Raw genomic sequence first — 19,551 nt, forward strand, 5'->3', positions numbered from 1 at the left:
TCTGACCGATCGGAGCCGCTGTGTCCACTCTTCTCGCCACGCTGGGGCGCTGGTCCTACCGTCACGGCTGGCGCGTGCTCATCGCGTGGGTGGTCGTCCTGCTGGCGGCGGGAGGCGGGGCGCTCGCGTTCAACCAGGGCACCGACAACTCCTTCTCCATCCCCGGCACCGAGTCGGAGGAGGGCCTCAAGCAGCTCTCCCGGACGTTCCCGCAGGTCAGCGGCACGAGCGCTCAGATCGTCGTCGTGGCCGCAGACGGCGACCGGGTCGCGGACGAGCCGTATGCCTCCGGCATCGACGAGCTGGTGGCCGAACTCGGCGACATCGACGGCGTCCTGGCCGTCACCGACCCGTTCGACGAGACCGTCTCGGGGCTGGTCAGCGACGAGGGCGACGCGGCCATCGTGCGGCTGCAGTTCGACGGCCAGGGCGCCAGCGTGTCGCCGGAGTCGAAGCAGACCCTCAGCGACGCCGCCGACGACTTCGCCGCCGACCTCCCCGACGGCGCGCAGGCGGCGCTGGGCGGCGACCTGTTCGCCCAATCGATCCCCGGCGTGACCATCACCGAGGCGCTGGGGCTCCTCATCGCGCTCGTCGTGCTGGTCGTGACCTTCCGCTCGTTCGTGATGGCGGGCCTGCCTCTCGTCACCGCGATCCTCGGGGTGGGCCTGTCCATGGCGCTCATCCTCCTGGCCACCGCGTTCGCCACCATCTCCTCGACCACCCCGCTGCTCGCGCTCATGCTGGGCCTTGCCGTCGGGATCGACTACTCGCTGTTCATCGCCGCACGCCATCAGGACCAGGTGCGCGGTGGGATGGATCCCGAGGAATCGGCCGCACGCGCCACCGGAACCGCCGGATCGGCCGTGACATTCGCCGGCGTCACGGTGCTCATCGCCCTGATCGGCCTCTCATTCGCGAACATCCCCTTCCTCACCACCATGGGGATCGCCGCATCCGTCGCCGTCGCGATCGCGGTGGTCGTCTCGGTCACCCTCACCCCGGCGCTGCTGGGCTTCGTGGGGCGTCGTGCCACCGGACGGAGCCCCGGACGTCGTGCCCGCCGGCGCGCAGCGGCCGCGCGCGAGGCCGAGTCCGACGGCGACCTCCCCGCGGAGCGCCCGGCTGCGCCGGCCGCCGCCGAGCGCACGAACCGGTGGGTGGCGATGGTGTCGCGCCGCCCCCTCGTCACCGCCATCGCCGTCGTGGTGGGCCTGGGGACCCTCGCCATCCCGGCCGGCAGCCTTGCGCTCGCGCTCCCCAACGCGGGGGTCCTGCCGGAGAGCAATTCCGCCCGGCAGAGCTACGACCTCGCCGCCGAGCACTTCGGCCCCGGCGTCAACGGACCGCTCGTGCTCACGGGCACGATCGTGACCTCCACCGATCCCCTGGGTCTCATGTCCGACATCGCGGCGGAGGTCGAAGACCTCCCCGGCGTCGAAGAGGTCGCCCTCGCCACCCCGAACGAGACCGCCGACACCGGGATCGTGCAGATCGTGCCGGAGACGGCACCGGATGACCCGGCCACCGCCGACCTCGTGCGCGAGCTTCGCGCGCAGCACGACCGGCTCCTGGACGAGTACGGCATCGACCTCAAGGTCACCGGCTACACCGCCGTGGCGATCGACATCTCCGACCGCCTGGGCGCCGCTCTCGTCCCCTTCGGTCTGTTCGTGGTCGGCCTGTCCTTCCTCCTGCTCATGGTGGTGTTCCGCTCCATCGCGGTTCCGCTCACGGCAGCCCTGGGCTACCTGCTGTCGGTGGCCGCGGCGTTCGGCGTGGTCGCGGCGGTGTTCGAGTGGGGCTGGTTCGCCGACCTGCTGCACGTGGCCCGCGTCGGGCCGGTGATCAGCTTCATGCCGATCGTGCTGATGGGCGTGCTGTTCGGGCTCGCGATGGACTACCAGGTGTTCCTCGTCACCCGCATGCGGGAGGACTACGTCCACACCCGCACCAAGAACGCCGCGCGTGCCGACGCGCGCGCGGTCGCCGTGGCGGCGGTGCGCTCGGGCTTCTCTGCGACGGCGCGAGTCGTGACGGCGGCCGCCCTCATCATGTTCGCCGTGTTCGCCGCGTTCGTGCCCGAGGGCGACTCGTCGATCAAGCCCATCGCGCTGGGCCTGGCCGTCGGCATCGCCGTCGACGCGTTCCTGGTGCGGATGACGCTGATCCCGGCACTCATGACGCTCCTCGGCGAGAAGGCGTGGTGGATCCCCCGCTGGCTCGACCGGATCCTGCCCAAGCTCGATGTCGAAGGCGAAGCCGTGGAGCGCGAGATCGCCCTGCAGGACTGGCCGGGGCCCGACTCGCGCGCCGTCGTGATCGCGGACGGCGTCGGACTCGAAGCCGGAGACACCCCCCTGTTCGACGGCCTCTCCCTCGAGGTGGACCCGGGGCACGCCGCCATCCTCACCTCCACCGACCCGCGCGCCTCGCGCGCGGCCCTCTACACCCTCTCCGGGCGGGTCTCGCCGACCGCCGGCCGCCTCCGTGTCGCCGGGCACCTGCTCCCCGGCCGCGAGGCATGGGTGCGCAGTCACGTCGGCATCGCCGCACTGGATGAGGCCGACGACCCGCTCGCCGAACTCCGCGACGCACTCACGGGTACACCCGGCGTCCTCGCGATCTCCGGCGTGGACACCGTCGCCCACGGCGCGCTGCGCGATCAGGCCGCCGCGACCCTCCGGGATGCCGCGGCCACCGGCGAGTGGACGCTGCTGCTGACCGCCGCCGACCCCGAAGCGGCACGCCGCGTGCTGTCGGAGGCCGGCTGGACCGGCGCATCCGTCACGCAGGTGGCCGCCGCATCCCCCCGCACGTCCGATCTGTCCGAGGTGACCGCATGACCCGTCCTGGCTCCCCCCTCGCGTTGGAGCGCGCCGGCTCCCGGCGCCCCGTCACCTGGCTGACGATCATCGGCGCACTCCTGCTGCCGGTGATCGTCGGCGGCGTGCTGGTGGCCGCCCTGTACAACCCCGTCGAGCGCCTCGAGTCGATGGGCGCGGCGATCGTGAACGACGATGAGCCCGTCACGATCGATGGCCAGACCGTGCCGCTGGGCCGGCAGCTGACCGCCGGTCTGGTGGAGGGGTCGGATGACCTCCCGAGCAATCTGGACTGGACGATCACCAACGACGAAGACGCCCGCGAGGGCCTCGCCGACGGCTCGTACGCAGCCGTCATCCGCATCCCGGAGAACTTCTCCGCGGCAGCGACGTCCACCTCCCCCGGCGGCGAAGCTCCCGAGCGCGCCACGATCGAGGTCACCACGCCGCCCGACAGCCTCGTCGTGGACGACGCCATCTCGGCGCAGGTCACGCAGGCGGCCGCATCCCTCCTGGGCACCTCGCTATCGGAGGTGTACCTGGAGAACGTGTTCCTGGGGTTCACCACGCTCGGCGACCAGCTGGGCACCGCCGCCGACGGCGCCGCCCAGCTGGCCGACGGCGCGGGACAGGCCGCGGACGGTGCCACCGCCCTCTCCGGCGGCGTCGCGCAGCTCTCGGACGGCGCCGCGGCCCTCGCCGACGGCGCTTCGCAGCTGGCCGGCGGCGCCGCCGGACTGGACAGTGGAGCCGGGCAGGCCGCCGACGGCCTGGACGGCTGGGCCGCCGGCGCACAGGAGATCGCCGGCAACGGCCGGCTCCTGGCCGGAGGGCTGCAGTCCACCGCCGACGCGATCCCGCAGCTGCCCGCCGAGCTGGTGACCGCGGCGAACGGATTGGCCGCCAACAGCGCCGCCGTCCAGGCCCAGGTCACCGCGGCATCCCAGGCACTGACGCAGGCCGCTGCCGACTGCGCCGCGCAGGGCGGGTCGGCGGAGCTCTGCGGCACGCTCACCCAGCTGGCCGCCGAGGCGCAGGCGGCCGTGGGACCCGTGACCGAGCTGATCGGGCAGTCCGACACGATCGCAGCCGGAGTCAACGGCTTCCAGCAGCTCGGCCCTGGCCTGCAGACCCTCTCGGCGAGCCTGTCCCAGCTGTCCGGCGGAATCGACCAGCTCGCCGCCGGCGCGACCACCGCCGCGAGCGGCGTGCGGCAGCTCTCGGACGGTGCCGCACAGCTGTCCGGCGGAGCATCCACGCTCGCTGACGGCGCATCGCAGCTGGCCGAGGGCGCCGGCGAGGCGGCCACGGGAGCCGAGGAGCTCTCCGGCGGCGTTCGGCAGGTGGCCGACGGCACCGCCGAGCTCGCCGACGGGCTGGCGACCGCCGTGGCTGAGCTGCCCTCCTACAGCGACACCGAAGCGGCCGATCTCGCCTCCGTCGTCGCCGACCCCGTCGCGGCGGAGGGCGTGGGCACGAACCTGTTCGGCGCATCGGCGGTGCCCCTGGTGGTGACCGTGGCGCTGTGGTTCGGCGGGCTGGGCACATTCGTGGCATTGCGCGCCGTGACCGCGCGCACGCTGTCCTCCCGCCGCCCCTCTGCGCTGCTGGCGCTTCGCGCGCTCGCCCCGGCCGCCGGGATCGGGGCACTCCAGGGCGTGCTCGTCGCGATCGTCGTGCAGCTGGCCGCCGGCTACGGCTGGGCGGAATGGTCGCTGTTCGCCGCCGTCGCCGCGGTGGCAGGCGTGGCCTTCGCGGCCGTGAACCAGGCCCTCGTCGCCGTCTTCGGGGGTGCGGGCCGATGGGTGTCGGCACTGATCGGCGTGCTCGCGGTGGCCACGGGTGTGGTCTCGACCGTCCCCGGCGTCATCTCGGGAGTCGCTGGGCTCCTGCCCACCGCGCCGGCATACGAGGGGATGCTCGCAGCGCTGACCGCCGCGGGGGGCCTCGGCGCAGCAGTCGTCGGGCTCGTCGTGTGGGCACTCCTGGCGTTCCTCGCGACGACCATCGCGGTCGCACGGCGCCGGACGGTGTCGGCGCGCGCGCTGCTGGCCCCCGCCCCCGCTCCCGCCTGATCCGGGTCGCGCCGGCTTCGCTCAGGCGGAGCCGGCGTTCACCGACCGGTTGGCGAGGGCGTTGTGCGCTGCCTCCACGATCACGTCCGAGACCGCCCCGGCCTGCGTGATGTACACGTCGTGGCTGCCGGCGACCTCGGTGATCTCCGCGCCCATGCGCCGGGCCATGTGCTGCAGCATCGCCTGGTCGAAGGACTTGTCCTCCCGGGCGATGACCGCCCAGGAGGGCTTGTCGCGCCAGGCTGCGCTGGTCAGAGGCGTGGCGAAGACCGACATGTTGATCGGCACCTGCGTGTCGCGGAGGAAGGCGGCATCCGCATCGTCGAGGTCTGCCGCGAATCCCGCCTGGAATCCGTCGTGGTTGAGGAAGCCGTACCCGTCGTCGCCGACGTCGATGACGAACTCCGGCGTCGCGGCGAATCCTTCGTACTGCTGCGACGTGGTCTCCCCCGCGTCGGGCGCGAGAGCCGACACGTACACCAGGCCCGCCACGGCGGGGTGCACTCCCGCCTCCGTGATGACCGTGCCGCCCCATGAATGGCCGACGAGGATCGTCGGGCCCTCCTGCATGTCCAGCACCCTCGTGGTCGCGGCCACGTCGTCCGCCAGGGAGGTGAGCGGGTTCTGCACGATCGTCACGCGGTATCCCCGCCCGGTCAGGTTGTCGTAGACGCCGCGCCACCCCGAGCCGTCGGCGAATGCGCCGTGCACGAGCACGACGTTGGTGATCTCTTCCTCGATGGTGCTCACGATGCTCTTCCTTCCGTCTCGCACCGGTCTCCCCGGAGCGCTCCTGCGGCGACGGTTGCCGCCGACATGCAATATATTGCATCCAAAAGAGCGCCACAAGGCGCGCGCAACCGCCGCGACGATGTGCGCCGACGGTCAGCCTGTGCGCGTGTTACCAGCGCACGGCGATCCCGGCTGTCCGCGCCGGAAGGGCGTCAGCTGGAGAGACCGGAGTAGGCGTGCAGGCCCTTGAAGAACATGTTCACGATCGTGAAGTTGAACATCACCGCGGTGAAGCCGATGATCGACAGCCACGCCGAGCGGGTGCCGCGCCATCCGCGGGTCGCGCGGGCGTGGATGTACCCGGCGTACAGAACCCACACGACGAACGTCCACACTTCCTTGGTGTCGAAGCCCCAGTACCGGCCCCACGCGTCGTTGGCCCAGATGGACCCGGCGATGAGCGTGAAGGTCCAGAAGATGAACCCGACGATCGCGAAGCGGTAGGCCAGCGACTCCAACGTGTCGCTGGAGGGAAGGGTCCGCAGGAAGCCGCCGCGCTTGCCCGACGGGGCGGATGCGGCGTCGCCCGACGCGACGGCGGCCACCGCGCGCCGTTCCCTGCGCGACTGCATGAGCTGCAGCACCGACAGGCCGAACGCCAGCGCGAACAGGGCCGTGGCCAGCGACGCGACGAACACGTGGATGACGAGCCACGCCGACTTCAGCGGGTCTGCCAGCGGCACGACCTCGACGTAGAAGGCCAGCGTTGCGCCGCCCAGCAGCACCACTGTCAGCCCGGTGATGAAGGAGCCCAGGAAGCGCAGGTCGTAACGGAAGAGGACGACCAGATACACCGCGACGATGAGCATCGTGCCGGTGAGGGCGAACTCGTACATGTTCGACCAGGGCACGCGCTCGGCGGCGATCCCGCGCGTGATGTCGGCGGCGACGTGGAAGAGGAATCCCAGCACCGTCAGCGACGTGCCGATGCGCGCCCACACGTAGCGGGGCTGGAGGGGAGTGTCCGCGGCGTCGCGCGGCTGCCCTGCCCCGCCGCCGCCGGCGCGGGCGGATCCGCCGCCGGCGGTCACGAGCTCACGCTCGCGTGCGGCATCCTGCGCCTTGAGGGCCACATCGGAGCGGCGCGCGAGGTCGACGGCGTACGCGATGAAGGCCAGCACGTAGATCGCGATGGCGGTCCACACCAGCAGCACGGAGACCGCGTCGAGGGAGAGCGTTTCGGATCCGGGCATGGTCTCAGTCTACGTCCGAGGCACGGCGCCGACCCTCGACGGCGGCGCGGTGACGGGTCTCGAACTGATCCACGGCCACGCCCAGCGTCGGGTCTTCGCCGCGGGCCAGACCGGCGTACTCGATCCGGACCACATCCCCGTCCGGGGTGGCCTTGACCCACATGCGGCGGCGCGGGACGAACAGTGCCGCCAGCAGCCCGAGGGTGGCCAGGACCGCGAAGAGCAGGACCCATGGGGCCGCGATGTCGCGGTGGATCGACAGCGACGCGAACCGCTTCACCGACTCGGCGTACCCGGTGGCACCCTCGGGCGATTCGTCCTCGAAGGTGATCGTGCCGAGCCCGTCGGGCAGTTCGGCGGTCTGGCCCGGGGCGAGCTCGATCGAGTCGACCCCCGTGTCGCCGCCGCTGAGCTGCTCCATCTCACTCGTGTCCAGCGTGTAGACCGAGCGCGGCTGACCGCCGTCGATGCCGAGGTCGCCGACGAAGACGTTGAAGGTGACCACGGGACTGATGAGGTCGGGGTACGCCGAGGTGAACGCGCCGGAGGCGAGCGCTGCCTGGGTGGGGTAGAAGAACCCGACCAGGCCCATCTGCTCGGGCAGCCCGTCGGGTACCTTCACGACGCCCAGGGAGGTCATGTTGGTGTCCTGCGGCAGGAACGGCACCGAGTCGTGGAAGATCTCCTCGCCGTCGGCGTCGCGGATGGTGAGGGTCGGGGCGTAGCCGTTGCCCATCAGGTACACGCTGTCACCGGCGACGTCGAGCGGGTGATTGACGCGCACCCGCCCTTCGCTCTCCTCGCCGCCCACGCGCGTGGTGAGGTTCGCGGCGAAGTCGCCCGCCTGACCGGCGCCCTGCTCGCCGAGCGGCACGTAGCTGACCTCGAACTCGTCGAGCGTCAGCGCGTACGGGGTGAGCGACTCGGCGCTCACGAAGCGGCCGGGGTTGAACGAGGAGTAATCCAGCAGCGAGTTCACGAACGTCGTGCCCTCGACGATGACCCGCTGGCCCGTGTAGGTGAAGCCACCGCCGACGCCGACGGCGATGAGCACCCCGACGAGCGCGCCGTGGAAGACGAGGTTGCCGGTCTCACGCAGGTACCCGCGCTCGGCCGACACCGAGAACGCGCCCCGGCCGTCGTAGCGCTCGACGCGGTAGCCGGCCTTGCGCAGCTGCTCGGACGCGAGGTCGACCGATTCGGCGGCCAGGCGGCCGGCCTCGTCGGGGGATGCCGCATCCAGCTCGACCTCGCGGAAGCCGTCCAGACGCGACAGGCGCGCGGGGGTGCGCGGGGGACGCGCGCGCAGGGCCTTCCAGTGGTGCTTGGTGCGCGGGATGACGCAGCCGATGAGCGAGACGAAGAGCAGGAGGTAGATCGCGGAGAACCACGGCGAGGAGTAGACGTCGAACAGGCTCAGGTTGTCGAGGATGGGAGCCAGGTCGGGGTTGTCGGTGAAGTACTGCGTCACGCCGTTGGGATCGGCGCTGCGCTGGGGCACGATCGACCCGGGGACGGCCGCGATCGCCAGCAGCAGCAGCAGCACGAGCGCCGTGCGCATGCTCGTCAGCTGGCGCCAGCCCCAGCGGAGCCACCCCCCGATACCGAGGGCGGGCGCGGTGATGTCGTCGGGCTCGGGTGCGGAGGCGTGGTCGGCAGGGCGCAGTGGGTCGGTCATGGTCGATTCGTCAGAGCGGGAGGGGGACACTCTGGATCACCCCCTGGAGTTGCGACATCCACGCGCCCCACACGCCCGTGACCATCGCCAGGCCGAGGAGGATCAGGAGCGCCCCGCCGATCAGGTTGATCGCGCGGATGTGGCGGCGCAGGAACGCCACCGAACGGGTCGCCCAGCCGAAGCCGAGCGCGAGGAGGAGGAAGGGGATGCCCAGGCCCAGGGAGTACGCCAGGCCCAGCAGTGCGGCCCGGCCGGGATCTCCGAGGTTCCACGACACCGAGAAGATCGCCGCGAGGGTCGGCCCGATGCAGGGGGTCCATCCGATACCCAGGGCGATTCCCAGCAGCGGCGCCCCGACCAGTCCCACGCTGCTGCGGGCCTGCGGCCGGACGGTGCGCTGGGCGAGGCCGAACAATCCGATGAACACCAGCCCGAGCAGGATGACGATCACGCCCATGACCCGCGTGATCGGGTCGGCGTACTCGACGAAGAAGCGCCCGACCGTGCCGCCCAGGACGTTCACGGTCATGAACACGAGCGTGAACCCGGCGATGAACAGCAGAACCCCGCCAAGGAGCCGGCCGCGGCCCGGTGCCGCCGCCGAGGACCCGCGGCGGGGCGCGACGGATCCGCCGATGAAACCGAGGTAGCCGGGCACCAGCGGAAGCACGCACGGCGAGAGGAACGACACCAGCCCGGCGGCGAGCGCGATCGGCAGCGCGAACCACAGCGCACCGTCGAACACGATCGCGCCGGGGTTCACGCCGACTCCGCGAGCACGTCGCGCACGATCGCCTGCAGGATCGAGGCCTCCGGCAGCTCGCCGATGATGCGCGCGGCGACGCGTCCCTGCGTGTCGAGCACGAGCGTCACCGGCGTCGCGGTGAGGGGCGCGTGCTCGGCGAAGGCGAGCTTGACGGCGCCGCCGTTGACGTCGATGACGCTGGGGTAGCTCACGCCGTTGTCGCGGGCGAAGGATGCGGCGGTGGCGGCCTGGTCGTACGTGTTGACGCCCAGGAACGCCACGTCCTGTCCATCGAAGCTCTCGTAGGCCTCCTCCAGGCGGGGGGCCTCGACGATGCACGGTCCGCACGCGGCGTACCAGAAGTTCACCACGAGCACCTGGCCGGCGTAGTCGGCGTCCGACACCTCGTCGCCCGTCTCGGTGACGCCGGCGAATTCGACCGGTTCGCCGCGGTCGGCGGCGGGGATCTCGGTGGTCTGGAACCCGTTGGCGGCGATGTAGCCCTTGTTGTCGCCGGCCCGGTACTGGTCGGCCAGCGGGTCGGCCGCGCACGCGCCCAGCCCGAGCGCGAGGGCGGCGACGAGGGATGCGACGAGGATGCGCCGGCGCATCACACGGCCCCCACGTCGACGGCGCCCGCGGTCGACGCGGGCTCGGCGTAGTCGACCTCGACCCAGCGGTCGCCGCGGCGCTCGAAGCTGGTGACGCTGGAGAGCGCACAGCGACGGCGGCGCGGGTCGTGGCGCAGCGCGCCGCCGGCGATCGAGAGATGGGAGATCCAGATCGGCAGCTGATGCGAGACGATCACGACGTCCCCGCCGTCGGCTGCGTCCCACGCGTCATCCATCGCCGCCCGCATCCGCGAGACGATGCTCTCGTAGGCCTCGCCCCAGCTGGGGAGGGCGGGGCGGGTGAGGTGGCGCCAGTTCAGCGGGTTGTAGAAGACCCGTCCCATCCGCCGGCCCTCGAAGACGTTGGTGGGCTCGATCACGCGCTCGTCGATGACCGGCTCCATCGTGAACAGCTCCGCGAACGGCTCGGCCGATTCGCGTGTGCGCTGCAGCGGCGAGACGACCAGCGCGCTCACGGGACGATCGAGCGATTGCACGTACTCGGCGGCCTGCCGCGCCATCCGCCGCCCATCGGAGCTCAGGCCGAAGCCGGGCAGCCGCCCGTACAGGACGCGCCCCGGGTTGTCGACCTCGCCATGGCGCACGAGGTGGAGGCGATCGGCGGACACCCCTTCAGTCTAGGCGCGGGCGTTCTGTGGAGCGCCTGTGGACATGCCTGCGGTGGCGCCCCCTCAGGCGCCGTCGGTGCGGGTGCGGCGCGCACGCGTCAGCATGCGCACCCGCACGACCATGAACCACGCCACCCCGGCGACGACGGCGGCGATCACGACGTACTGGAGGATGTCGGCGTACTGCTCGATGACGTGCCACTGCTCCCCGAGGAGGTATCCGGCCAGCACGAAGATCGTGTTCCAGATGAGGCTGCCCGCCGCCGTGAGCAGCGTGAACCGCCACAGCGGCATCTTGGCGACGCCCGCGGGGATGGAGATGAGGCTCCGGAAGATCGGCAGCATCCGGCCGAAGAACACCGCCTTGCCGCCGTGCCGCACGAACCACGCCACGGTCACATCCACGTCCTGCACGTTCACCAGCGGCATCCTGTCGGCGATCCGGCGGAGCCGCTCCACGCCCAGCCACCGGCCGAGGCCGTAGAGCGCGAGCGCCCCGACGATCGATCCGATCGTGGTCCAGATGAGGGCCTCGGCCAGCGAGAACGATCCCCGGCTTGCCGCCAGGCCCGCCATCGGCAGCACGACTTCGCTCGGAAGCGGCGGGAAGAGGTTCTCCAGCGCGATGGCAAGACCCGCGCCCACGGGTCCGATGACATCCATCAGCGAGACGGTCCAGTCGGCCAGCGCCGACAGCCACGATCCGTCGCCGGCAGAGGAGGTCGCGGCAAGCGTGGTTTCGGTCATCGGGGCCTTTGCTCTCGGTGATCGGCGGACGTACGGGTGCCGCGATCAGCCTAGGCGCGGGAGGTTACGAGTTCCTGGGGGCTCACCCCCGCCCCGGTCAGCCGGGGAGTCACCGGCTACGGCCCGACCGCGGCCTCGACGATCGCCGCGGCCACGAAGAAGATCACGACGTTCAGCGCAGCGGCCGTCAGCGGCACCCAGAAGGCGAGCCGCCTCACGATGAGAAGAGTGACCGCGCCCACGATGGCGAGCAGGAGTATCACCCACGGCGAGATCGCCGCGAACCAGACCCCGAAGCTCAGCATGCCGTAGTCGCAGTTGTCGTCGAAGCATCCGTCCGACGCCATCCCGAGGAAGAGGCCGAAGTACGACGCGAGCGCAGCGAAGACCGCCAGCAGGAGCAGCAGGAGCACGGTGAGCACGATGTCCCACACGCGCACGGGGCGGCCGGTGCGCCGCGTCGGGGCACGGGTGGACGGCGAGGGCGCGGGGTAGGTCACGCGCTCATCGTAGGGGGCGGCGCCGTCGACCGTGCGAAAGGGCGCGGCGAGGGAGCGGACATCTCGCGCAACCCAGGTTGACAGACGGAGCGTGAGCAACATAGGTTGACAGCATGGAGTCTCCACACATCGCGGCGGTGGCAGCCGACACCAGCGACCCTCGGGCGGGCTTGCGGGCAGTGGCGTCGCTGCGCGTGCTCGCGGACACGTGGGAACTTCGGCAGGTCGAGGCCGCGCTGCGCTCGGGCATGACGTGGCAGGACATCGCTCACGCGCTCGGGGTGACCAGGCAGGCCGTCCACAAGAAGCACGCCAAACGGGTCGACCCCACGATCCCGGTCCTCAGGAGAAACGCATGAGCAAGTTCGTCCGCACCGCTGAGACCATTCAATCCCTCTCTCTCGCCGCCATGGAGGAAGCATCCCGGCTCGGGCTGCGCACAGCGGACATCGAGCACTTGTTCCTCGCCCTGGTCATCAACGACCAATCCGCCGGACGCGCACTGCGCAGCATGGGTATCGACCTCGACTCCGCCCGTCGCGCCGTCGAGGAACAGCGTCAGGGACAACTGGCTTCACTCGGCATCCAGGCGTCGTTCCCCGAGGCCGGACGGATCGTGTTCCACGAGACGGACGGGTACGCGTGGAGCAAGCGCGCTTCTGACCTCCTCGCGCGCTCCGGCGGCAAAGACAAGGCGGGTGACGCCGCCGCAGTGCTCCGGGAGCTCGTCGCAGAGCCCAGCGGTGTGATCGCCGACCTCCTCGACCGTCTGGGCACGACGCCCGATGCCCTGCTCGAGCACCTCGACCGGATCGACGCACCGCGCGAGAAGACCGCGCGTGCCGCGGCGAAGGCCAAGGGACGGGTCTCGGGGTCGGTGGAGACGTTCGTTCCCGCCCCGATCCAGGAGGTGTGGGAGTTCCTCGCCGACCCGACGCACCTCCCCGAGTGGGAGATGAGCGTCGGGTCCATCGATCACTCCGGCCAGGACGCGACCCCTGGGATGGTCTGGCACGGTCACGCACCCACACGTCATCCGGACGGGAAGCAGGCGAAGACGAAGCCCCGGTTCCGTCGCCGCAGCATCGAACTCGTCGCCGCGCATAGACCGGAGAAGATCGCGTGGCGCCTGGCACATCCCGACGCACCCGAAAGCAGTTCGGTCCTGACGGAATTCGCGCTGGCGACCACGACGGGTGGCACCCAGGTCACGATCACCGCGGCCTGGTCTCGACGCCGTGGATGGCGGAGGCTCGCCGGATTGCCGTTGCGTCCCCTCCAGAAGTTCCTCGTGTGGATCACCCTGTTCCAAACCGGCAGCGCGATCAGCCGACGATTCCGCTGATCCGACAGGCCGCGCCCGGCCGAGCGGCGCCCCGCACGTAGACTGAACCCTCGTGAGTCAACGTGTTCTGGTCAAGCAGCTGCAGTCCCTCCCCGACGGCCCGGTTTCGGTGTCGGGATGGGTGGAAACGGTGCGCGATCAGAAGAAGGTCCAGTTCGTCATCCTGCGGGACGAGACCGGCGCCGTGCAGCTGGTGAACCCCGCCACGCGCGAGCTCGCCGAGGACGCCGGCCCCGAGGCATCCGCCGCCCTCGCCCTCACCGAGACGATCTCCGCCCTGGCCACCGGCACGTTCCTCACCGTGCACGGCCAGCTCAAGCACGACGAGCGCGTCAAGCTCGGCGGCGTCGAGATCAAGGTCGCCGCGCTCGACATCGCGGCCGAAGCCCTCCCCGAGACGCCCATCGCCGCCGACAGCGGCATGGACAAGCGCATGGATTGGCGCTTCCTCGACCTCCGCCAGGCCCGCAACAACCTCATCTTCCGCGTGCAGACCACCCTCGAGCACGCGATGCGCACCTACTGGGTCGAGCGCGACTACATCGAGATCCACTCCCCCAAGCTCATGTCGAGCCCGTCGGAGTCCAACGCCGAGCTGTTCAGCATGGACTACTTCGAAGACAAGACCGCCTACCTCGCGCAGAGCCCGCAGCACTTCAAGCAGATGGCGCAGTCGGCCGGCTTCGGCAAGATCTTCGAGATCGGCGACGTCTTCCGTGCCGACCCGTCGTTCACGAGCCGTCACGCCACCGAGTTCACCTCGGTGGATGCCGAGATCAGCTGGATCGACTCGCACGAAGACGTCGCACGCATGCAGGAGGAGCTCCTGCAGTTCGCGATCCAGGCGGTCAAGGACAAGCACGGCGCCGAGATCGAGGAGCTCTTCGGGATCGAAGTCGTCGTCCCGACGGTGCCGTTCCCCCGCATCCCGCTCGCCGAAGCCCGTGAGACCGTGAAGCAGCGCGGCTACGAGATCCCCCGCACCGACGGCGACCTCGACCCCGAGGGCGAGCGGCAGGTGGCCGCGTACATCGAGGAGACGTACGGACACCAGTTCGTCTTCGTCACCGACTACCACCCCGAGATCCGGCCGTTCTACCACATGCGCGACCCGGAGACGGGGATGACGCGGAGCTACGACCTGCTGTTCAAGGGCGTGGAGATCACCACGGGCGCGCAGCGCGAGCACCGCGTGCGCATCCTCGAGGAGCAGGCCGTGGAGAAGGGCCTGGATCTCGCGGGCCTGGAGCACTACCTCGACTTCTTCCGCTACGGCACTCCCCCGCATGGCGGCTTCGGCATGGGGCTCGCGCGTCTGCTGATGCTGCTGCTGGGTGAGTCGTCGATCCGCGAGGTCACGTTCCTCTTCCGCGGACCCACGCGCCTGGCTCCCTGACCGCGCTCCGCACCATGTGGCGCCGAGCCGGCGGCCAGGATCGGTCCAGGCTCGCCGCGTAGCGTGGACGCACGTGTTCGACAATGCCTGGCTGAATTTCGCGGTCACCTTCGTCGCGTGCGTGTTCGTCGCGACGATCATCACCCTGCTCGTCGCGTGGGCCGCTCGGCGGGTCGCACGACGACGGGCGTGGCCGCAACGCCTCGTCCACCACGCCCGCCTCCCCTTCCGCACGCTCGTGCTGCTCGCCGGCATGTGGACGGCCGTGGGACTGGCCTTCCCGGAGGCTTCGTGGTTGCCCGTGCTCACACAGCTGCTCTCGATCCTCGTGATCGCCGCGGCCGCGTGGCTTCTCGGAGCCCTCGTCACCTTCGCCACCGACCTCACGCTCGGCCGTCACCGCATCGACGTCCCCGACAACCGGGTGGCCCGCCGCATCCGTACGCAGGCCCTCATCGTGCGGCGCCTGGCGATCGCGCTGATCGTCGTGATCGCGCTGGGCGCGATCCTGCTCACCTTCCCCGCGGTGCGCGCCGTCGGGGCGAGCGTCCTCGCGTCAGCCGGTATCGCCTCGATCGTCGCGGGTCTGGCGGCGCAGACGGTGCTGGCGAACATGTTCGCCGGGTTGCAGCTGGCCTTCAGCGACGCGCTGCGCGTGGACGACGTCGTCGTCGTGGAGGACGAGTGGGGGCGCGTGGGTGAAATCACCCTCAGCTACGTGGTGCTGGATCTGTGGGACGATCGCCGCCTCGTGCTGCCGTGCACGTACTTCACGACCCAGCCGTTCCAGAACTGGACGCGGCGCGGCAGCGAACTGCTGGGCTCGGTCGAACTCGACGTGGACTGGCGCGTCTCGCCGGCACGCATGCGCGAGCACCTGGACGAGGTGCTGACCCGCACCGACCTGTGGGACGGGCGCGCGTCGGTGCTGCAGGTGACCGAGGCCACCGGCGGGCTCGTCCGCATCCGCATCCTCGTGACCGCATCCGACGCCCCGACGCTGTTCGACCTGCGCTGCCACGTGCGCGAGGCGATGGTCACGTGGATGCAGCACACGATGCCCGACGCACTGCCCGTGCAGCGCGTGCTGGTGACCAGTGCGGGTGACGCCCACCCTGCGCCCGCACGCGACGCCTCCTCCCAGCCCGGCGCGGGCCTGTTCACCGGCAGCGCGGAGGCCGAGGAGCGGGCGTCGGCCTTCACCAACGCGATCCCCGTGATCCGTTCCGACGAGCGCGAGCCGGTCCTCGACCGCGGCGCCTGACCGGGCCCACCGCACCCGCCCGAACTCCGCAAAACCGGCCCGGCCGGGGCGCGAACCCGGCCGTTCGGGCACTCTTCGGCGCGTTCTTGCGGAGTTCGGGCGCGTCGATGAGGTGGGTGAACGCGAGCCGCGCGGCGATGAGGTGGGTGCACGCGAGCCGCGCGGCGCGGAGCCGGCCCACACGACGGCCACCCGGCCCCGTCGCCCGAACTCCGCAAAACCGGTCCGGCCGAGGCGCGAAACCGGCCGTTCCGGCACTTTTCGGCGCGTTCTTGCGGAGTTCGGGCAGCGGCACGGCGATGAGGTGGGTGCCCGCGAGCCGCGCGGCGATGAGATGGGTGCACGCGAGCCGCACGGCGATGAGGTGGGTGGACGCGAGCCGCGCGGCGCGGAGCCGGCCCGCACGACGGCCACCCGGCCCCGTCGCCCGAACTCCGCAAAACCGGTCCGGCCGGGGCGCGAAACCGGCCGTTCGGGCACTTTTCGGCGCGACCTTGCGGAGTTCGGGCGGCGCGGCGAGTCGTTCGACGACCAGCGGACGAGCCCCGTCCAGCGGACGAGCCCCCGTCCGGTCGGCGGAGTCACCGGACGCTCGGCGGAGTCACCGGGTGCTCAGCGCGCCGCGGCGCATGACTCACACCGGCCGGCGAGGGCGCTGCGATCCGGTGCCAGGACGAATCCCGTCGTCGCCCGCAACTGGTTCGTGAGCGACCGGAAGGCGCCCAGGGGCAGCATCACGACGGCGCCGCAGTCGACGCAGTGCCCGTGCAGGTGCGCACGGCCCGCGCCCGTGGCCGCGAGGTGGTAGCCGGTGGCGCCGCTGGCGGTGCGGCGCTGGGAGACGACGCCGGATGCGGCGAGCAGATCCAGCGTGCGGTACACCGTGGCCCTGTGTACGTCGCTTTCGGCCAGAAGGTCCACCACCTCGTCGGCCGTGAGGTGGTCGGCGGAACCGGCGAGCGCGTGCAGCACCGCCCGGCGCGGTTCGGTCATCCGCTGCCCGTGCGCGCGCAGATGCGCCATCGCCGCACGCAGATCCTCGGCGCGGGCCGCGGCGTGCAGCGCTTCGTGCTCATGGCGCGTCGCCGACCACTGTCGCAGCGGGATCGTGTCGTCCATATGCGACGGCCCCCTTCACGTGCGGCGCAGGCCGCGCACGTAGTACGCCACGATGAGGGCGACCCACGTCGTGAGGATGTACGGCCACGTGTAGGTCTCCCAGCCCGCACGATGCATGCCGAGAGTGACCACCGCGGTGATGACGATCCACGGCAGCGCGTAGATCCACGACGCCGTCGAGCTCTTCAGGAACGTCACCGTGAGCGCGATGGCCGTCAGCACACCGGAGTAGTTGGCCAGGCCGTTCGCGAGCTCGCTCCATGACTCGCCGAGGACGATCGCGGTGAGAGAGCCGAGCACGCTGCCCAGGAGGGCCGCGATGCCCACCTTCCAGCTCGCGACGAACAGGCCGACCAGGATCAGCCCGCCCGCGATGACGTTGTCGACGAGGACCACCTGAGAGACGTTGGTCAGCAGCGAGCACAGGAAGGCCAGCACGGGCTCATCGGGAAGGTCCGACGGGGCCGCGTCGACGGCGAGCCGCAGCGTCGACAGCGCGATGATCGTCGCGACGATCACGAAGGGCGCGGTCGTGAACGGCAGGTCGTACCGCTTGAGCGGCGTCTTGGTGAACAGTGCGTTGACGAGCCATGTGACGGGCCCCGTCGCGACCCCGCCGACGAAGGCCAGGACGTACGACCACCAGGCGTCGCCGCCCAGTGCGGCGAAGACGGCGGCCCCCACGAGCGTCCCGCAGAAGGACTGCATCCCGGCCGCGACGTCGGCGAGGGTGAAGCCGACCAGCCGCCCGCCCAGGATCCCGCCCGCGGCGCCGATGAGGGCCAGGATGCCCATGCGCCAGTCGGCGACGAAGAACGCGGCGAGCACGAGCAGGCCCGTGATGACGTTCTGCTGGAAATAGATCTGCGACGGCCCGTGGAGCATTCCCAGGCCGTACTGCGCCCCCGCGCTGCGCGCGGTCTTCTCTTCCGTCGACATGGCGCCTCCCAGGCGTAGCGGCTATTTGCGGATCGGCGGCGCCGGCGACCCGGTGATGGCCTCGTGCACGGCGGCCGCCGCCGCCTTCTGCACGGCCAGAGAGGTGATCGTGTCGTCACCGACGAAGCGCATCCACGCTCCCGCGTCGCCCGGGAGCACGCTGACCCCGAACCGGGCGGCGTCGTCATCGGATGCCTCGACCACGGCAGCGACGCTGTCCTGCAGCACGTCGGCCACCTCGCGGGCGGGCAGGCGCGGCGTGACCACGTACAGCGACGCCACGATGTCACGGCCGCCGAGCACGGCGGCGCCGCCGACATACCCGTCGTGCGGCACCAGGCGCACGCGGTCGATCGCGAGAGGTGCCGGCTCCGGACCCGGGCGCCACAGCTCGAAGTCGGTCGCATACGCGGCGTAGGCGTGGTGCTCGCCGCGGGTCATGCGCCCGGCGTAGACGGTCTCCGCCGCGATGAGCGTGGCCCCGGGATGCACGTCGGCATGCAGCCGCTGGTAGAAGCGCGACTGGGCGTAGGGGATGACGGGGTCGGGGAGGAACTCGACGTACGCGCCGTCGGCGAGGTCGAGGTTGATGAGCGAGGTGGCGTACCCCGACTCCATCCGGTAGATCTTCGTGTGCGCCTGCGTCGTGACGAACGCCGACGTGTCGGGCCCGAAGGTGAGATCCATGCGCTGCCGGTCGTTGTGGAGGATGCCTCCCCCGGTGGTAAGGATGTACGTGTACGGCATGTCGGGTCTGGCGAGGTTGTAGTACAGCGGCCGCATGATCTGCAGCGGCGACTTCTGGAAGTGGTGCACGAGTTCGGTGCGGCGAGCACCCTCGGGTCCGCGCAGCGCGAAACCGAGTTCGAGGATCCCCACCTTGCCGGGGCTTCCGACCGGCAAGGTGTGCGCCGCCGTGCCGTACCGGGCGACCTCGACCGGCACGTGCGCCGGCTCGAAGTGCGCGGGCTGCAGCCGCGGCCCGCCGTGGAGGGGGACGACGCCCGGATCGTGACGCTCCACGTCCACGTCGCCGCCCACCGCGGGGATCGTCACGACACCAGCTCGCCCTGGCGCGCCCGCCACGTGGCCAGGATCGTGTCGAAAAGCTCCTGCACGCCGGTGCCGTCGAGCGAGTTCGTCAGGACGACCGGCTTGCCGCCGCGCACCGCATGGGCGTCGCGCTCCATGACCGACAGATCGGTGCGGACGTACTGCGCGATGTCGATCTTGTTGATGACGAGGATGTCGCTCTCGGTGATGCCGGGGCCGCGCTTGCGGGGCATCTTCTCGCCTTCGGAGGTGTCCAGGACGAAGACGAACACGTCGGCCAGCGACGGCGAGAAGGTCAGCGTGAGGTTGTCGCCTCCCGACTCGTACAGCAGCGTGTCGATGTCGGGGAAGCGCTCGAGCATCTCGTCGCCGGCCGCCAGGTTCATGGTGGGATCGTCACGCACCGCCGTGTGCGGGCAGGCCCCCGTCTCGACTCCGACGACGCGGTCGGGGTCGAGCACGCCGGCCAGCTCGCGGCGCACGTGGTGCGCGTCCTCCTGTGTGTAGATGTCGTTCGTGATGACCCCGGGCACGCGGCCCGCGGCGATGAAGATGGGCACGAGCGCCTCAGTGAGGGCGGTCTTGCCCGACCCTACGGGGCCGCCGATACCGACGCGAAGCACGTTCTCGCTCATGACTG

At 71.0% G+C, this 19,551-nt stretch carries 18 protein-coding genes; 6 read left to right on the forward strand and 12 right to left on the reverse strand.

The features are described from left to right. Window positions 1–20 precede the first annotated feature (20 nt). Window positions 21–2,846, forward strand: a complete 2,826-nt coding sequence (locus F6J85_RS14160; RefSeq protein WP_150925940.1) for an MMPL family transporter — start codon at window positions 21–23, stop codon at window positions 2,844–2,846. Beyond that, window positions 2,843–4,900, forward strand: coding sequence for a YhgE/Pip family protein (locus tag F6J85_RS14165; RefSeq protein ID WP_150925942.1), 2,058 nt, complete (start codon window positions 2,843–2,845; stop codon window positions 4,898–4,900). The genes F6J85_RS14160 and F6J85_RS14165 overlap by 4 nt, the downstream gene beginning before the upstream one ends. A 21-nt stretch (window positions 4,901–4,921) precedes the next feature. Here F6J85_RS14165 and F6J85_RS14170 read toward each other — a convergent pair whose 3' ends face one another. From F6J85_RS14170 to F6J85_RS14205, 8 genes are all read right to left on the reverse strand, one after another. After that, window positions 4,922–5,650: an alpha/beta fold hydrolase gene (locus F6J85_RS14170; RefSeq protein WP_150925943.1), complete on the reverse strand. Its 729-nt coding sequence runs from the start codon at window positions 5,648–5,650 to the stop codon at window positions 4,922–4,924. 194 nt (window positions 5,651–5,844) lie between these two features. Continuing rightward, window positions 5,845–6,885 carry a c-type cytochrome biogenesis protein CcsB gene (ccsB, locus tag F6J85_RS14175; protein WP_150925945.1) on the reverse strand — a complete coding sequence of 347 codons (1,041 nt, stop codon included), beginning with the start codon at window positions 6,883–6,885 and terminating at the stop codon, window positions 5,845–5,847. A gap of 4 nt (window positions 6,886–6,889) precedes the next feature. Then, window positions 6,890–8,563 (reverse strand): cytochrome c biogenesis protein ResB, encoded by a 1,674-nt coding sequence (gene resB, locus F6J85_RS14180; RefSeq protein WP_150925947.1) that lies wholly within the window; start codon window positions 8,561–8,563, stop codon window positions 6,890–6,892. A gap of 10 nt (window positions 8,564–8,573) precedes the next feature. Next, the gene (locus F6J85_RS14185; protein WP_150925949.1) at window positions 8,574–9,326 is read right to left on the reverse strand and encodes a cytochrome c biogenesis CcdA family protein; all 753 of its coding nucleotides are present in this window, start codon (window positions 9,324–9,326) and stop codon (window positions 8,574–8,576) included. Continuing rightward, window positions 9,323–9,919: a TlpA family protein disulfide reductase gene (locus F6J85_RS14190; RefSeq protein ID WP_150925952.1), complete on the reverse strand. Its 597-nt coding sequence runs from the start codon at window positions 9,917–9,919 to the stop codon at window positions 9,323–9,325. Before F6J85_RS14190 ends, F6J85_RS14185 begins: the two co-directional genes overlap by 4 nt. Beyond that, window positions 9,919–10,548 (reverse strand): histidine phosphatase family protein, encoded by a 630-nt coding sequence (locus F6J85_RS14195; protein WP_150925954.1) that lies wholly within the window; start codon window positions 10,546–10,548, stop codon window positions 9,919–9,921. The genes F6J85_RS14190 and F6J85_RS14195 overlap by 1 nt, the downstream gene beginning before the upstream one ends. Before the next feature lie 63 nt (window positions 10,549–10,611). After that, on the reverse strand, window positions 10,612–11,295 hold the full coding sequence (locus F6J85_RS14200; protein ID WP_150925956.1) for a DedA family protein: 684 nt from the start codon (window positions 11,293–11,295) through the stop codon (window positions 10,612–10,614). 116 nt (window positions 11,296–11,411) lie between these two features. Beyond that, window positions 11,412–11,795, reverse strand: a complete 384-nt coding sequence (locus F6J85_RS14205; RefSeq protein ID WP_150925957.1) for a DUF6264 family protein — start codon at window positions 11,793–11,795, stop codon at window positions 11,412–11,414. 113 nt (window positions 11,796–11,908) lie between these two features. On the opposite strand from F6J85_RS14205, the gene F6J85_RS14210 reads away from it, so the two are divergent. The 4 genes from F6J85_RS14210 to F6J85_RS14225 all read left to right on the forward strand — a co-directional run bounded on the left by F6J85_RS14210 (window position 11,909) and on the right by F6J85_RS14225 (window position 15,800). Beyond that, window positions 11,909–12,154 (forward strand): hypothetical protein, encoded by a 246-nt coding sequence (locus F6J85_RS14210; protein WP_150925959.1) that lies wholly within the window; start codon window positions 11,909–11,911, stop codon window positions 12,152–12,154. Then, complete coding sequence (locus tag F6J85_RS14215) at window positions 12,151–13,140, forward strand: SRPBCC family protein (protein WP_150925965.1); 990 nt, start codon at window positions 12,151–12,153, stop codon at window positions 13,138–13,140. The genes F6J85_RS14210 and F6J85_RS14215 overlap by 4 nt, the downstream gene beginning before the upstream one ends. 52 nt (window positions 13,141–13,192) lie before the next feature. Further along, the gene (gene aspS, locus F6J85_RS14220) at window positions 13,193–14,536 is read left to right on the forward strand and encodes an aspartate--tRNA(Asn) ligase (RefSeq protein ID WP_150925967.1); all 1,344 of its coding nucleotides are present in this window, start codon (window positions 13,193–13,195) and stop codon (window positions 14,534–14,536) included. Window positions 14,537–14,609: 73 nt separating this feature from the next. Next, window positions 14,610–15,800 carry a mechanosensitive ion channel family protein gene (locus tag F6J85_RS14225; RefSeq protein ID WP_420846089.1) on the forward strand — a complete coding sequence of 397 codons (1,191 nt, stop codon included), beginning with the start codon at window positions 14,610–14,612 and terminating at the stop codon, window positions 15,798–15,800. 612 nt (window positions 15,801–16,412) lie between these two features. Here F6J85_RS14225 and F6J85_RS14230 read toward each other — a convergent pair. Genes F6J85_RS14230 through ureG form a run of 4 tightly spaced genes read right to left on the reverse strand, consistent with a single transcriptional unit; the run spans window position 16,413 to window position 19,546 of the window. Next, window positions 16,413–16,919 (reverse strand): Fur family transcriptional regulator, encoded by a 507-nt coding sequence (locus tag F6J85_RS14230; RefSeq protein ID WP_150925969.1) that lies wholly within the window; start codon window positions 16,917–16,919, stop codon window positions 16,413–16,415. A gap of 15 nt (window positions 16,920–16,934) precedes the next feature. Continuing rightward, window positions 16,935–17,858, reverse strand: a complete 924-nt coding sequence (locus F6J85_RS14235; protein ID WP_150925971.1) for an urea transporter — start codon at window positions 17,856–17,858, stop codon at window positions 16,935–16,937. Between the two features lie 21 nt (window positions 17,859–17,879). Continuing rightward, on the reverse strand, window positions 17,880–18,914 hold the full coding sequence (locus F6J85_RS14240) for an urease accessory protein UreD (protein WP_202980834.1): 1,035 nt from the start codon (window positions 18,912–18,914) through the stop codon (window positions 17,880–17,882). Then, window positions 18,911–19,546 carry an urease accessory protein UreG gene (ureG, locus tag F6J85_RS14245; RefSeq protein ID WP_150925974.1) on the reverse strand — a complete coding sequence of 212 codons (636 nt, stop codon included), beginning with the start codon at window positions 19,544–19,546 and terminating at the stop codon, window positions 18,911–18,913. The genes F6J85_RS14240 and ureG overlap by 4 nt, the downstream gene beginning before the upstream one ends. Window positions 19,547–19,551 lie beyond the last annotated feature (5 nt).

Source organism: Microbacterium lushaniae, assembly GCF_008727775.1.
Lineage (GTDB): Bacteria > Actinomycetota > Actinomycetes > Actinomycetales > Microbacteriaceae > Microbacterium > Microbacterium lushaniae.

Coding starts and splice junctions, on each gene's coding strand:
- F6J85_RS14165 (WP_150925942.1), top strand. CDS start 2,843: ATGACCCGTCCTGGCTCCCCCCTCGCGTTGGAGCGCGCCGGCTCCCGG.
- ccsB (WP_150925945.1), bottom strand. CDS start 6,885: ATGCCCGGATCCGAAACGCTCTCCCTCGACGCGGTCTCCGTGCTGCTG.
- resB (WP_150925947.1), bottom strand. CDS start 8,563: ATGACCGACCCACTGCGCCCTGCCGACCACGCCTCCGCACCCGAGCCC.
- F6J85_RS14190 (WP_150925952.1), bottom strand. CDS start 9,919: ATGCGCCGGCGCATCCTCGTCGCATCCCTCGTCGCCGCCCTCGCGCTC.
- F6J85_RS14200 (WP_150925956.1), bottom strand. CDS start 11,295: ATGACCGAAACCACGCTTGCCGCGACCTCCTCTGCCGGCGACGGATCG.
- F6J85_RS14210 (WP_150925959.1), top strand. CDS start 11,909: ATGGAGTCTCCACACATCGCGGCGGTGGCAGCCGACACCAGCGACCCT.
- F6J85_RS14215 (WP_150925965.1), top strand. CDS start 12,151: ATGAGCAAGTTCGTCCGCACCGCTGAGACCATTCAATCCCTCTCTCTC.
- F6J85_RS14230 (WP_150925969.1), bottom strand. CDS start 16,919: ATGGACGACACGATCCCGCTGCGACAGTGGTCGGCGACGCGCCATGAG.
- F6J85_RS14235 (WP_150925971.1), bottom strand. CDS start 17,858: ATGTCGACGGAAGAGAAGACCGCGCGCAGCGCGGGGGCGCAGTACGGC.
- ureG (WP_150925974.1), bottom strand. CDS start 19,546: ATGAGCGAGAACGTGCTTCGCGTCGGTATCGGCGGCCCCGTAGGGTCG.